Source organism: Antiquaquibacter metalliresistens (assembly GCF_029211225.1).
GTDB lineage: Bacteria > Actinomycetota > Actinomycetes > Actinomycetales > Microbacteriaceae > Rhodoglobus > Rhodoglobus metalliresistens.
The window spans coordinates 60,871-73,957 of record NZ_JARGEM010000008.1 but is presented as its reverse complement, the minus strand read 5'-3'; the positions used below and the strand labels follow the sequence as shown (position 1 = coordinate 73,957).

At 68.7% G+C, this 13,087-nt stretch carries 13 protein-coding genes; 5 read left to right on the top strand and 8 right to left on the bottom strand.

The window, feature by feature from the left end; translation table 11 throughout:
* The first annotated feature begins 6 nt into the window (after positions 1 to 6).
* The 5 genes from PYV02_RS13885 to PYV02_RS13865 are packed head-to-tail and all read left to right on the top strand — an operon-like array spanning position 7 to position 3,842.
* The gene (locus PYV02_RS13885; protein WP_275759662.1) at positions 7 to 459 is read left to right on the top strand and encodes a pyridoxamine 5'-phosphate oxidase family protein; all 453 of its coding nucleotides are present in this window, start codon (positions 7 to 9) and stop codon (positions 457 to 459) included.
* 2 nt (positions 460 to 461) lie between these two features.
* Positions 462 to 1,214: an SDR family NAD(P)-dependent oxidoreductase gene (locus PYV02_RS13880; protein WP_275759661.1), complete on the top strand. Its 753-nt coding sequence runs from the start codon at positions 462 to 464 to the stop codon at positions 1,212 to 1,214.
* Entirely contained in the window at positions 1,211 to 2,377 is a 1,167-nt protein-coding gene (locus PYV02_RS13875; RefSeq protein WP_275759659.1) for a M20 family metallopeptidase, read from the top strand. Before PYV02_RS13880 ends, PYV02_RS13875 begins: the two co-directional genes overlap by 4 nt.
* Positions 2,374 to 3,114, top strand: coding sequence for an amidohydrolase family protein (locus tag PYV02_RS13870; protein ID WP_275759658.1), 741 nt, complete (start codon positions 2,374 to 2,376; stop codon positions 3,112 to 3,114). Before PYV02_RS13875 ends, PYV02_RS13870 begins: the two co-directional genes overlap by 4 nt.
* Positions 3,111 to 3,842 carry an amidohydrolase family protein gene (locus PYV02_RS13865; RefSeq protein ID WP_275759656.1) on the top strand — a complete coding sequence of 244 codons (732 nt, stop codon included), beginning with the start codon at positions 3,111 to 3,113 and terminating at the stop codon, positions 3,840 to 3,842. Before PYV02_RS13870 ends, PYV02_RS13865 begins: the two co-directional genes overlap by 4 nt.
* Before the next feature lie 9 nt (positions 3,843 to 3,851).
* Here the strand turns inward: PYV02_RS13865 and dnaE are convergent, their stop codons facing one another.
* From dnaE to PYV02_RS13825, 8 genes are all read right to left on the bottom strand, one after another.
* The gene (gene dnaE / locus PYV02_RS13860; RefSeq protein WP_275759655.1) at positions 3,852 to 7,370 is read right to left on the bottom strand and encodes a DNA polymerase III subunit alpha; all 3,519 of its coding nucleotides are present in this window, start codon (positions 7,368 to 7,370) and stop codon (positions 3,852 to 3,854) included.
* Between the two features lie 72 nt (positions 7,371 to 7,442).
* Positions 7,443 to 8,363 carry an RluA family pseudouridine synthase gene (locus tag PYV02_RS13855; protein ID WP_275759654.1) on the bottom strand — a complete coding sequence of 307 codons (921 nt, stop codon included), beginning with the start codon at positions 8,361 to 8,363 and terminating at the stop codon, positions 7,443 to 7,445.
* Positions 8,364 to 8,443: 80 nt separating this feature from the next.
* Positions 8,444 to 9,181, bottom strand: coding sequence for a DivIVA domain-containing protein (locus PYV02_RS13850; RefSeq protein WP_275759653.1), 738 nt, complete (start codon positions 9,179 to 9,181; stop codon positions 8,444 to 8,446).
* A 111-nt stretch (positions 9,182 to 9,292) separates the two neighbouring features.
* Positions 9,293 to 9,595, bottom strand: a complete 303-nt coding sequence (locus PYV02_RS13845; protein WP_275759652.1) for a YggT family protein — start codon at positions 9,593 to 9,595, stop codon at positions 9,293 to 9,295.
* A 28-nt stretch (positions 9,596 to 9,623) separates the two neighbouring features.
* Entirely contained in the window at positions 9,624 to 10,079 is a 456-nt protein-coding gene (locus tag PYV02_RS13840) for a cell division protein SepF (protein WP_275759651.1), read from the bottom strand.
* Between the two features lie 37 nt (positions 10,080 to 10,116).
* Entirely contained in the window at positions 10,117 to 10,782 is a 666-nt protein-coding gene (locus PYV02_RS13835) for a YggS family pyridoxal phosphate-dependent enzyme (RefSeq protein ID WP_275759650.1), read from the bottom strand.
* Positions 10,782 to 11,915, bottom strand: coding sequence for a cell division protein FtsZ (gene ftsZ / locus PYV02_RS13830; RefSeq protein WP_275759649.1), 1,134 nt, complete (start codon positions 11,913 to 11,915; stop codon positions 10,782 to 10,784). Before ftsZ ends, PYV02_RS13835 begins: the two co-directional genes overlap by 1 nt.
* A 157-nt stretch (positions 11,916 to 12,072) precedes the next feature.
* Positions 12,073 to 13,077, bottom strand: a complete 1,005-nt coding sequence (locus tag PYV02_RS13825; RefSeq protein WP_275759648.1) for a cell division protein FtsQ/DivIB — start codon at positions 13,075 to 13,077, stop codon at positions 12,073 to 12,075.
* Positions 13,078 to 13,087 lie beyond the last annotated feature (10 nt).

The window sequence follows — 13,087 nt, the reverse complement described above, 5'->3', positions numbered from 1 at the left end:
CGCGGAATGACGACCGAAGAACGGGACGATTTCCTGACCACGGGGAGGATCTTCGCGAAGATCGCCACGGTCGGCGACGAGGGGATCCCCCAGATCAGCCCGGTCTGGTACACCTGGGACGGCGAGTCGTTCCTGATCATCAGCAAAGCCCGCACGGGGATGGTCAAGAACCTGCGGCGCGACCCGCGTTGCGGCATCCTCATCGACAACCCCACGCTGCCCTACAAGCGCGTCAGCGCCCTCGCGGACGTCGAGTTCCTTCCCGAGGACTTCGACTACATCGAGCCGATGCGCGAGATGATCCTGCGCTACCTCGGCCCCGAGGGCATGGAGTACGGCGAGAGCACCTTCCAGTTCCCCCGGGTGCCGTTCAAGGTGGTCCCACGCAAGATCACCTCGTGGAACGGCGGCGGATTCGATCGCACCTTCACGCAGGACACGGTCTGGAAAGACGCCTGAGCATGTCGCGTCGACTCGATGGCAAGCGCATCCTCGTCACCGGCGGCGGGTCGGGGATCGGTCTGGCGGTCGTCCAGCGCTTCACGGCGGAGGGTGCGATCGTCGCTGCCTGCGACATCAACCCGGATGCGCGGGGCGCGGTCGAGGCCGCAGGAGCGCGCTTCGCCGTCGTCGACGTGGCCGACCCGGCGGCCCTGACCGCCTGGATCGATGACGAGGCGCTCGCGCTCGGCGGACTCGACGTCGTGCTCGCCGGAGCGGGCTACGAACTGGTCGCCAAGGCCACCGAACTGACGGTCGAGCAGTGGGATCACCACATGGCCGTCATGCTGCGCGGTCCGTTCGTGACGTTCAAGGCGGCGCTGCCGCATCTCATCGCCGACGGCACGGGCGGATCGCTCATCGCGCTCGGCTCACAGCTCGCCTTCGTCGGGCTCACCGGTTTCACCTCCTACGTACCGGCGAAGCACGGCGTGATCGGTCTCGTCCGCGTGCTCGCGATCGATTACGCGGAACACGGCATCCGGGTCAACGCCCTCTGCCCCGGTCCCACCGACACGCCCCTGATCCGCCGCCAGCTGGTTGGCGTGCCGGACCCCGAAGCGCTGCTGGAGAGCTGGGAGGCCGACACCCTGGTCGGCCGGCTCGGCCGCCCCGAGGAGATCGCCGCGGGCGCGGTGTACCTCGCCAGCGACGAGGCCGGTTTCGTCACCGGTTCATCCCTGATGATCGACGGCGGGTACACCGTACGATGAGCACGCCGATCGAGGTCGAGGACCTGCTCGAACGCCTCCTGCGCACCGACTCGCGCAATCCCGCACTCGCCGCCGACAGTCCCGGCGAGGGCGCGATCGCGCGACAGGTCGCCACCGTCCTCGAAGCCATGGGTCTGGAGGTCACCCTGCAACCGGTCGACGGGGAACGGGCCAACGTGATCGCGGTGCTGCCGGGCATCGAGAGCGCGGCGACCGTGATCCTCGAAGCGCACCTGGACACCGTGCCCGCGGACGCGGCGACGATGGCCGTTCGGCGCGAAGGCCGTCGCCTCTACGGACGCGGTGCCTGCGACACGAAGGGCAGTCTCGCCGCGATGATCGGGGCGGTCGATCTGCTGCGCCGGATGCCCGGTCCGCGGCCCACGGTGCTGCTGGTCGGCGCGGTCGACGAGGAGTACATCATGCGGGGTGCGCGGCAGCTGGCCCGCACGCTCCCGAGTGCCGACGCCGTGGTCATCGGCGAACCGACCTCGCTGCTGCCGGCTCGGGCGCACAACGGATTCGTCCGCGTCAGCGTGGGCGTTCGCGGCACCGCGGCACACAGTTCGCGGGCCGAGATGGGTGTCAATGCGATCGTGCAGGCGGGGCGGCTGGTGACCGACATCGACGCCGGCCTCGGTCATCGTCTGCGTGCGGCCTCGGCGTCCATCGCCGGGCCGGCGCTGCTCTCGGCGACCATGATCTCCGGCGGGATCGCGCCCAACGTCATCCCTGATCGCTGCACGATCTGGTTCGATCGACGGGTGCCGCCGGGCATCGATCCGCTCGCTGCACTCGAGGAGCTGCGCGCCGAGGTCGATGCGATCTGCGCGCGAACGGGCATCGATGCCGCGGTCGACGAACCCCTCGTCGCGCTCGGCGGACTTGACACGCCACCCCAGAGCCTCGCGGTGCGCGCCGCGTGTCAGGCCGCGAGCACGGTGCTCGCCCGTGACATCGAGTCCGTCGGCGTCACCTATTCGACGGATGCATGCTGCTTCTACGATCGACCGGACCTCCCCTGCGTCGTGCTCGGCCCGGGTTCCATCGAGCAGGCCCATGGCGAGGTCGAGTGGATCGACCTCGACGAGGTGATCGCGGCACGCGACCTGTACGTGCAGCTCGCGCTCGACATCCACGCCCTGAAGGAGACTGCGGCATGATCATCGACTTCCACACCCACGTGGACGAGGCGGAGGCGTTCGGCTGGATCGACCCGCCCGAGAAGATCATCGGCCTGCTCGACGCCGCCGGCATCGACCAGGCGGTGATCATGACGTACACCGACCTGCCCGGGACGAACCCGTCGGCGCTCGAGTACATCGTGGACGCCGCAGCCCGCTACCCGGATCGCCTCATTCCCTTCGTGCGGCTCAATCCCAACTATCCTGCGGAACTCGTCGACATCGTGGCCCGGGCGGTCGAACTCGGGGTGCGCGGGATCAAGACCCACCCCACGACGACGATCGCCCATCCCGCCGGAGATGCCACCCTCGCCATGCTGCGTCTGGCCGCGGACGCCGGGCTGCCCGTGCTCTTCCACTGCGGCGACGACCCCTACACGACCCCGCAGGCCCTGGGCGTTGCGGCCGCCGCGGTGCCAGATTGCACGATCGTGCTCGCGCACATGGGCGGGTACTTCCACGTCGCGGATGCCATCGAGACGGCGCGCAGGCATCCCAACATCGTTCTGGAGACTTCGGCGATGCCCTATCCGGAACTGATCGCGCAGGCGATCGAGGTCGTCGGCGCCGACCGTGTCGTCTTCGGCTCCGACGGCCCCGGGTGCAACCCCCGGCTCGAATTGCAGAAGGTGCTCGGTCTGGGCCTCCCGCCCGAGATCGAGCGAGCCGTGCTGGGCGGGAACGCGCAACGACTGCTTGGAGGTACGGACCGTTGATCGACTCACTGGTCATCCTGGGCGACAACCTTCTCGGGCCCAGCCTCGAACTCGACGCGCTGCGCGGCTACCGGGAGCGCGCGAGCATCGAACACGTCATCGCGGCACCGGCGCGGGGCCGCGACTACACGCTCCCCGCGGCGAACACCCGACTCGCGGAGGCGACGGCGACCGAGACGTGGATCTCGCGCCTGGCTCGGGTCGATCCCAACCAGGGCATCGACGCCGTCGCGGAGCTTCGTCGCTGCGTCGACCTCGGATGCGTCGGGCTCTTCCTGAACCCCGACGAGGAGGTCTTCCGCATCCAGGATGCCGAGCCGATCATCCGCGCCGCCGCCGAGTTGGAGCTGCCGACCGTGATCGTCGCCGGCGTACCGCTACGCTCCGAGCCGCTCCAGGTGCTCGAGGTCGCCGACCGGGTGCCCGCGGCGAAGCTCGTGCTCACCTCCGGCGGACAGGTGAACATCACCGGGCTCGGCATGGCGGACGCCTGGATCGCGCTGACCAGCAACGCGAACATCGCGGTGCTCTCGAACGGCGAGTATCGCCAGGACTTTCTCGAGCGCATCCCCCGGGAACTCGGAGACGACCGGCTGCTGTACGCCTCGATGGCGCCCTACTACGACGCGGACTTCGAAGCGGCGCGCATCCGCAATATCGACTACCCCGCGGCGGTTCGGGCCGCGGTGGAGGCCGGAACCGCGCGGGCGCTGTTCGACCTTCCCTGACGCGCGGAACTAGCCCAGGCAGTTCGGGCCGAGCAGCGTCTTGAGCTCCCCGTAGAGGTCCGCCGAGACCTTCACCTGATACGGCAGTTCGAAGACGCGCGCGCTGTCGCCCTTGATCAGCCGCAGGCGCACCTCGTTGTCCCCCGCGTGCCGGATCAGCACGTCGCCGAGCGCGCCGATCACCGCGGTCGTGGCCCGCTGCTCCGGCACCGAGATGACGATCGGCCCGGAGCCGAGCCCGGGGCCGACGTCCGGGGTGAACATGCTCACGGCGTGCAGGTTCATGCCATCGTCGCGCATGCTGACGCGACCACGCACGACGACGATGGAGTCGTTCGACAGCGCCGGGGAGAACTCCTGATAGGTCTTGCCGAGGAACATCACGCTCATCTCCCCCGCGAAGTCCTCGACGGTGACGATGCCGTACTGATTGCCGCTGTTGCGGGCCACGCGATGCTGCACGCTCGTGACCAGTCCCGCGATCGTGACGTGCTCGCCGTCGCCGACGACATCCCCACCGAGAATCTCCGTGATCGACGCGGTCATGTGCTTGGCGAGCTGGACCTCGAGACCTGCCAGCGGATGGTCGGAGACATAGAGCCCCAGCATCTCGCGCTCGAAGGCGAGCTTGTCGCGCTTGGCCCACTCGGGACGATCGGGAACCTGGTTCTCGGCCTGCGGCTCCTCCCAGAGGCTGTCGAAGTCGAACCCGACCTGGCCGTTGGCCTCGGCGCGCTTCTCGCTGACCGCCGCGTCGCAGGCCGACTCGTGGATCTCGATGAGGGCGCGCCGCGTCGCCCCGAGCGAATCGAACGCACCGGCCTTGATCAACGACTCCACGGTGCGCTTGTTCGCGACCTGGATCGGAACCTTGCGCAGGAAGTCGTGGAAGCTCGTGAACGCACCCTTCTCCTCGCGCGCCTTCACGATCAGCTCGACCACGGCGGAGCCGACGTTGCGGATCGCACCGAGACCGAAGCGGATGTCGCTGCCCACGGCGGAGAAGTCCCCGAGCGACTCGTTGACGTCGGGCGCCAGCACTCGGATGCCCATCCGCCGGCACTCCGACAGGTACATGCCGAGCTTGTCCTTCGAGTCCCCGACGCTCGTCAGCAGCGCCGCCATGTACTCGGCCGGATGATTCGCCTTGAGGTACGCCGTCCAGTAGCTCAGCACGCCGTAGCCGGCGCTGTGCGCCTTGTTGAAGGCGTAGTCGGCGAAGGGCATCAGCGTGTCCCAGAGCACCTTCACGGCGCCCTTGCTGTACCCATTGCCGAGCATGCCGGCCTCGAAGTCGGCGAACTGCTTGTCGAGCTCCGCCTTCTTCTTCTTGCCCATCGCGCGACGCAGCACGTCCGCCTGACCGAGCGTGAACCCCGCGACCTTCTGCGCGACGCTCATCACCTGCTCCTGGTAGACGATCAGTCCGAAGGTCGTGCCGAGGATGTCCTTGAGCGGCTCCTCCAGCTCGGGGTGGATGGCGTCGATCTGCTGCAGGCCGTTCTTGCGCAGCGCGTAGTTGGTGTGCGAGTTCATGCCCATGGGGCCCGGGCGATACAGTGCGATGACGGCCGAGATGTCCTCGAAGTTCGTCGGCTTGAGCTGCTTGAGCAGGGAGCGCATCGGCCCGCCGTCCAACTGGAACACCCCGAGCGTGTCGCCGCGCGCCAGCAGTGCATAGGTGGCCTCATCGGCGTCGAGATCGAGCTCCTCGATCTTCAACGGCGCGCCGGTGTTCGCCGCGATCATGCGCAGCGCGTCCTCGATCACGGTGAGGTTGCGCAGACCGAGGAAGTCCATCTTCAGCAGACCGAGGTCTTCCAGCGGCGGCTGGTCGAACTGGGTGATGATGGCGCCATCGTCTTCGCGCTTCATGATCGGCAGCACGTCGATCAGCGGCTCGGCGGACATCAGCACGCCCGCGGCGTGCACGCCCCATTGCCGCTTCAGGTTCTCCAGGCCCAGGGCGGTGTCGAAGACGCGCTTGGCCTCCGGGTCGGTCTCGACGATGCCGCGCAGATCCGCGGCCTCCTTGTAGCGCTCCGCGCTCTTGTTGAACACATCGCCGAGGCCGATGTCCTTGCCCATGATCGCGGGGGGCATCGCCTTGGTGAGCTTCTCGCCGACCGAGTACGGCATCCCGAGCACCCGCGCGGAGTCCTTGAGGGCCTGCTTGGCCTTGATGGTGCCGTAGGTGACGATCTGCGCCACGCGGTCGTCGCCGTACTTCTCGGTGACGTAGCGGATCACCTCGGGGCGGCGGCGGTCGTCGAAGTCGACGTCGACGTCGGGCATCGACACCCGCTCGGGGTTGAGGAAGCGCTCGAAGATGAGCCCGTGGGCCAGCGGGTCGAGCTCGGTGATGCCCATGGCGTAGGAGGCCATCGATCCGGCCGCCGAACCACGACCGGGCCCGACCCTGATGCCCTGCGACTTGGCCCAGGCGATGAAGTCCGCCACGACCAGGAAGTAGCCGGGGAAGCCCATCTGGGTGATGACGGAGACCTCGTAGTCGGCCTGTGCCTTGTGCGCGTCATCCACGCCGCCGGGGAAGCGGCGCTGCATGCCGGTGGCGACCTCCTTGGCAAACCAGGTCGCCTCGGTCTCCCCCTCCGGCACCGGGAACCTGGGCATGAGGTCGCGCTTCTCGAAGCCGATCTCGCAGCGCTCGGCGATGAGCAGCGTGTTGTCGCACGCCTCGGGATGGTCGCGGAAGATGCCGCGCATCTCGGCCGCCGACTTGAGGTAGTAGCCCTCGCCGTCGAACTTGAAGCGGTTCGGGTCGTCGAGTGTGGAACCGGACTGCACGCACAGCAGCGCCGCGTGCGCGCCGGCGTCGTGCTGGTGCGTGTAGTGCAGGTCGTTGGTGGCCAGAAGCGGCATGCCGAGCTCCTTGGCCAGCCGCAGCAGGTCGCCCATGGTGCGGCGCTCGATCTCGGTGCCGTGATCCATGACCTCGGCGAAGAAGTTCTCCTTGCCGAAGATGTCTTGGAACTCCGCCGCGGCCTTGCGTGCCTCGTCGTATTGCCCGAGGCGCAGGCGGGTCTGCACCTCACCGCCGACGCAGCCGGTCGTGGCGATCACGCCCTTGGAGAAGCGCTGCAGCAGGTCGCGGTCCATGCGCGGCTTGAAGTAGTAGCCCTCGATGGAGGCCAGCGACGACATGCGGAAGAGGTTGTGCATGCCCTCGTTGTTCTCCGCGAGCAGCGTCATGTGCGTGTAGGCGCCCGATCCCGAGACGTCGTCGCCGGACTGGCCGGAGTCCCCCCAGCGCACCCGCGTCTTGTCCGTGCGGTGCGTGCCGGGCGTCAGGTAGGCCTCGGTGCCGAGAATCGGCTTGATGCCTCGGGCGGATGCCTGCTTCCAGAAGTCGTAGGCCCCGAACATGTTGCCGTGGTCGGTCACCGCGATGGCGGGCATCCCCTGCTCGACCGCGGCGTCGAGCAACTCGCCGACGCGCGCCGCACCGTCGAGCATGGAGTACTCGGAGTGCACGTGCAGGTGCACGAAGGAGTCGCTCGATGCCACTGATTCTCCGCTTGCTCGATGGGGTTCAACAACACTAAGCCCGACCACCGCGCGACGATTCCCGCGGCACGCCTAGTCGCCGCGAAGCACCTCAAGCGCGTGTTGAAGGTCGGCCGGATACTCGCTGACGAACTCCACCGGTTGCCGCGTCGCCGGATGCTCGAACCCGAGCCGCTTGGCGTGCAGCCACTGCCGGGTGAGCCCCAGGCGAGCCGAGATCGAGGGGTCGGCGCCGTACATGGCGTCCCCGACGCAGGGATGCCGCTGCGCCGCCATGTGCACCCGGATCTGGTGCGTACGACCGGTCTCGAGCTCGATCTCCAGCAGCGATGCCGAAGGGAAGGCTTCGAGCGTCTCGTAGTGGGTGACGCTGGGCTTGCCGTCCGCCGTGACGGCGAACTTCCAGCTCGCACCCGGATGGCGGCCGATCGGCGCGTCGATCGTTCCGGTGAGCGGGTCCGGATGTCCCTGCACGACCGCGTGGTAGATCTTGTGCACCTCGCGGTCGTGGAACGCCCGCTTCAGCGCCGTGTAGGCCGTCTCGGTCTTGGCCACCACCATGAGTCCGCTCGTGCCGACGTCGAGGCGGTGCACGATGCCGGCGCGCTCCGCCGCGCCGGAGGTCGCGATGCGGAAGCCGGCACCCGCGAGGGCGCCGAGCACCGTCGGACCCTCCCAGCCGATCGAGGGGTGGGCCGCGACCCCGGCGGGCTTGTCGATGACGACGATGTCGTCGTCGTCGTAGACGATGCCGAGGTCGGCCACGACCACGGGGATGATCGAGGGCTCGACCTTCGACTGCCAGGTGACCTCGAGCCACCCGCCTGCGACGAGCCGGTCGGACTTGCCGAGCACGCGGCCGTCGAGGCTCACTCCCCCGCCGCCCGCGACCTCCGCGGCGAAGGTGCGGGAGAAGCCGAGGAGCTTGGCGATCGCGGCATCCGCCCGCTCACCGGCGAGGCCATCGGGCACGATGAGGCTGCGCGATTCCATTCGGGGTCTTCCAGACGTGATTCAGGTCGATGAACGGCGAGAGGCCCCAGCGCAGCGCGCTGAGGCCTCGTCACGGTCGGTCAGTTGCCGCCGAAACCCTGGTAGTTCGCCGGCGGCTGCACGGGAGCCGACTGCGCGTACTGCTGCGGCGGCGGACCGGCGGTGACACCGGCGGGAACCGCACCAGCGGTCACGCCGGCGGGCACGGCGCCGCTGTTCGAAGCGGTGAGTGCGCTCGTCGAGTCGAGCTCGCGCAGCTGGCCCTCGATGTAGCCCTTGAGCTTCTGACGGTACTCGCGCTCGAAGTTGCGCAGCTCCTCGATGCGGTGCTCGAGCGACTGGCGCTCCTGGTCGAGCGAGCTCAGCTGCTGACGCTGCTTGTTCTCGGCCTCGGCGACGACGCGCGCTGCGGTCGCGTGCCCCTCGGCGATCAGTGCGTCGCGCTTCTCGACACCTTCGCGCACGTGCTCTTCGTGCAGTCGACGCGCCAACTGCAGCAGGTTGTTCGTGTTGCTCGGATCCATCGACGGATCCATGCCGGGTGCCGCGAAGGCCGGCGCGGGCACGGGGGCCGGCGCGACGATGGGCTCGGGCTGCGCGAACTGCGGTGCGGGCTGGGCGCCGCTGCGCTGCAACTCGTTGATGCGGGCGTCGCTCGCGACGAGACGCTGGCGAAGCTCCTCGTTCTCCTGGTTCAGGCGGCGGAGTTCGACGACGACCTCGTCGAGGAAGTCGTCCACCTCGTCCTGGTCGTAGCCCTCGCGGAACTTGGTCGGCTGAAACCGCTTGTTGACTACATCTTCAGGAGTCAGTGCCATTGAAGTCACCCCGTGAACTTTCTACGTCTACATGAACGTTTAACTCAACGTCATTATGAGCCATGGCCATCGGTCGGTCCAAGGCTGGACTTCCAGAGTACCCCGCCGACCTCAGTTCACGAATCCCAAGGTGATCGAGATCAGGATGATGACCGCCAGCATCACGATGGACCACGCGAAATCGAGCGCGGCATTGCCGATCCGCAGCGGTGGGATCACCCGGCGCACGACCTTGATCGGCGGGTCGGTGACCACATACACGCTCTCGGCCAGCACGAGCCCGACGCCGCGGGGGTGCCAGGTGCGAGCGAAGCTGCGCACGAGGTCGAGGATGAATCGGGCCCACATCAGCACGAAGAAGATCGTGAGCGCAATGTAGACGACCGTCGCGATGATCGAGCCGACGGAGTTCACGAAGCCAGACTACCGTCCGGCGGCCGGGCTACTGACCGAAGAACGAGGCGTCGACGTCGGACTCGACCTCGGCCTGATCGCCGCTCACGGCGACGTGCTCCGGCGAGAGCAGGAAGACCTTGCTCGTGACCCGCTCGATCTTGCCGTAGAGGCCCTGCGACAGACCGCTGGCGAAGTCGATGAGGCGACGGGCATCCGGCTCGCTCATCTGCGAGAGGTTGATGATCACCGGCACGCCGACGCGGAAGTTCTCGGCGATGATCTGCGCGTCCTTGTACTGGCGCGGGTGCACGGTGAGGATCTCGTTCATCTCGGGCGCCGCGCCGCGTGCGGCGTGCGGCCGACGCAGGGGCGTGACCGGGGCGCGACCGGCGCTCGCGGGGGCATGCGCCACGGGCGCCGCGGGTGCTGCGGGCTGCTCGTAGTCGTAGTCCTCGTCGGCCAGGCCGAGATAGACCATCGTCTTGCGCAGTGGGTTCGCCATGGTGTCCTCCGATACCGCTGAAGCTTCTAGCACGAGATTAACCTTGTGCGGGTCGGTTTCCCGTGATTGCGCTGCCGATGCGAAGGTGTGTCGCGCCCTCGAGGATCGCCTCGCGGTAGTCGCCAGACATCCCCATCGACAGGGCGGATGCCTCCGGCGCCAGAGCACGCACGCGCTGCGAGTGCTCACGCACCGTCGCGAATGCGCGCCGGGGGTCGGCCTCGAGGGGCGCGACCGCCATGAGCCCGCGCAGCCGCAGCCCAGGTGTGGCGAGCACGTGCTCGGTCAGCGCCTCGATCGTCTCCGGTTGAGCGCCGCCGCGGCCGGGATCGTCGGTGAGGTTGAGCTGGATGAACACGTCGAGCTCGCCCTCGCCGCCGAGCGCGGTCGCCAGGGATGCCCGATCCACCGAATGCACCGCGTGCGCGTACTGGCGCACCTGTCGCGCCTTGTTGGTCTGCAGCTGGCCCACGAAGTGCCACCGCAGGTCGAGGTCGGACAGTTCGGCCACCTTCGCCTGCGCCTCCTGGTGACGGTTCTCGCCGAAATCGCGCACACCGAGCGCGACGAGCTCACGCACGAGGGATGCCGGGTGGAACTTCGTGACCACGATCGTGGTGATCTCGGCGGGGTCGCGGCCCGCCTCCACCGCTGCGGCGGAGACGCCGGCGCGCACGGCGTCGAGGCGGTCGGAGAGCTCCACTACTTCAGGAAGTCGGGAACGTCCAGGTCGCCGTCGTCCTCGTCGAAGCCGCGGTCGATCGGTGCGGTGTGCACGAGGCTCGGCTCGGCGCTGGGCCACGCGGCATCCACCTCGCCGACGACGGGCGCATCGGCGGGCGGCACCACGTAGTTCGTGCGGCGGCCCTCGCGCGTCTTCACCGCCGGCTCGCCGCCGTCGAAGCCCGCCGCGATCACAGTGACGCGCACCTCGTCGCCGAGGGTGTCGTCGATCACCGCGCCGAAGATGATGTTCGCCTCCGGGTGCACCGCCTCCTGCACCAGTCGGGCAGCGTCGTTGATCTCGAAGATGCCGAGGTTCGAGCCGCCCTGGATGGAGAGCAGCACGCCGTGCGCGCCGTCGATGGAGGCCTCGAGCAGCGGGGATGCCACGGCGAGCTCCGCCGCCTTGATCGCCCGATCGGCTCCCCTCGCCGACCCGATGCCCATGAGCGCGGAGCCCGCGCCCTGCATCACCGACTTGACGTCGGCGAAGTCGAGGTTGATGAGTCCCGGCGTCGTGATGAGGTCGGTGATGCCCTGCACACCGGCGAGCAGCACCTGGTCCGCCGTCGCGAAGGCCTCGAGCATCGAGATGCCGCGGTCGCTGATCTCCAGCAGCCGGTCGTTGGGCACGACGATGAGGGTGTCGACCTCGCTCTTGAGACTCGCGACGCCGATCTCCGCCTGGGCGGAGCGGCGCTTGCCCTCGAATCCGAAGGGCTTCGTGACGACACCGATGGTGAGCGCGCCGATGGACTTCGCGATGCGGGCCACGACCGGGGCGCCCCCGGTGCCGGTTCCGCCGCCCTCCCCCGCGGTGACGAAGACCATGTCCGCGCCGGCGAGGGCCTCTTCGATCTCTTCGGCGTGGTCCTCGGCGGCGCGACGGCCGACCTCGGGGTCCGCGCCGGCTCCGAGGCCGCGGGTGAGTTCGCGGCCGACGTCGAGCTTGACGTCCGCGTCGCTCATGAGCAGTGCCTGGGCGTCGGTGTTGATCGCGATGAACTCGACTCCGCGAAGGCCGAGCTCGATCATCCGGTTGACGGCGTTCACGCCGCCGCCGCCGATGCCGACGACCTTGATCACGGCAAGGTAGTTCTGGTTCGACGTCATGTCCCGGCCTCCACTGCGATGCACGTCTGACTTTCAACCTCTACTTGAGATTTAAAGTTATGCTCAGTATGCATTTCCTGCCATGAGGGTAGGTCGGCTGGCGCCGTGTGCCTCGAAGCCGTGCCGCGTGTCGGCAAACCTGGCAATCGGCTGGCGATCACGACGGGTGGAAGATGCCGTTGCTCGGTGCCGAGACGTCGAAGGTGCCGGGACGCGAGGGGTCGATCGCGGCGATGAGCCTCTCCAGCAACGCGGCCTTGCGCGCCGAGTTGTCGGCGCTGCCCCACTCGACGCCCTGGCCGACGCCCACGAGCACGAGTGAGACGTCGTCCTGCGTGCGGGCCGACGCTCGGTCCACGCGCGCGAGCAGGTCAGGCGGCAGCGCGAGCAGCACCTCGACGACCGCGTCGAACTGCGGGCCGGGAACCGTGCTGCCCGGCAGCTCGATCACGGGAATGCCGGGAACGCGCTCCGCCGAATCCTGCACGGACACCCCAGCGGGGTCGACCATGCGGAACACGCCGTCCACCGCGAACTGGCCGACGGGCTGCCGCTCGGTCACGTGGATGAGCAGGGTGTCGGGCGGCACGACCTCGGTGACATAGCTGCGAATCAGCGGGAACGCCGCGAGGTCCCGCGTGATGCGGTCGTAGTCCACGAGCGCGAGCGGAGTGCCCAGCTGCGCGTCCACCGCATCCTGCACGAGTGCCGCATCCACCCTGGAGGTGCCGTCGACGACGACGGTCCGCAGCGCCAGCAGCGGCGAGTAGACCGCGAGCAGCACCATCCCGATCAGCGTGACGACGAGACCGCCGATCGCCGCGATGCCGATCCGACGGTTGCGCGCGCGGCGTGTGAAGCGTCGCACTTCGGCGCGTTCGAAGCGTCGCCGCTCACGAGCGGCCCTGCGCAGTTCGGCCCTGGCCGCGGCATCCGGTCGCGGTTCGCGCGATGCGGGGATGCCGCGCCCGGTCGTCGGCGTGCGCCGCGGCTGCGGGGCGGCGGGCTGCGCGCGCGGCTGCGGCGCCACCGGCTGCGACCGGGCCGGCTGGGACCTCGCCGGCTTCGGCGCACCCGCCGGTCTCGGCGACCGCGCCGGCTTGCGGCCGGGCGGCTGCGGCTGCGGTCGGCCGGGCGGGTCGAAGCCCTCGGGTCGTTTCATGCGGCCCGCT

What these genes read in the sequence shown, in the direction of transcription:
- PYV02_RS13850 (WP_275759653.1), bottom strand. Translation starts at nt 9,181, where the DNA reads ATGGCACTGACTCCTGAAGATGTAGTCAACAAGCGGTTTCAGCCGACC.
- PYV02_RS13840 (WP_275759651.1), bottom strand. Translation starts at nt 10,079, where the DNA reads ATGGCGAACCCACTGCGCAAGACGATGGTCTATCTCGGCCTGGCCGAC.
- PYV02_RS13825 (WP_275759648.1), bottom strand. Translation starts at nt 13,077, where the DNA reads ATGAAACGACCCGAGGGCTTCGACCCGCCCGGCCGACCGCAGCCGCAG.
- PYV02_RS13885 (WP_275759662.1), top strand. Translation starts at nt 7, where the DNA reads ATGACGACCGAAGAACGGGACGATTTCCTGACCACGGGGAGGATCTTC.
- PYV02_RS13880 (WP_275759661.1), top strand. Translation starts at nt 462, where the DNA reads ATGTCGCGTCGACTCGATGGCAAGCGCATCCTCGTCACCGGCGGCGGG.
- PYV02_RS13875 (WP_275759659.1), top strand. Translation starts at nt 1,211, where the DNA reads ATGAGCACGCCGATCGAGGTCGAGGACCTGCTCGAACGCCTCCTGCGC.
- PYV02_RS13855 (WP_275759654.1), bottom strand. Translation starts at nt 8,363, where the DNA reads ATGGAATCGCGCAGCCTCATCGTGCCCGATGGCCTCGCCGGTGAGCGG.
- PYV02_RS13870 (WP_275759658.1), top strand. Translation starts at nt 2,374, where the DNA reads ATGATCATCGACTTCCACACCCACGTGGACGAGGCGGAGGCGTTCGGC.
- ftsZ (WP_275759649.1), bottom strand. Translation starts at nt 11,915, where the DNA reads ATGACGTCGAACCAGAACTACCTTGCCGTGATCAAGGTCGTCGGCATC.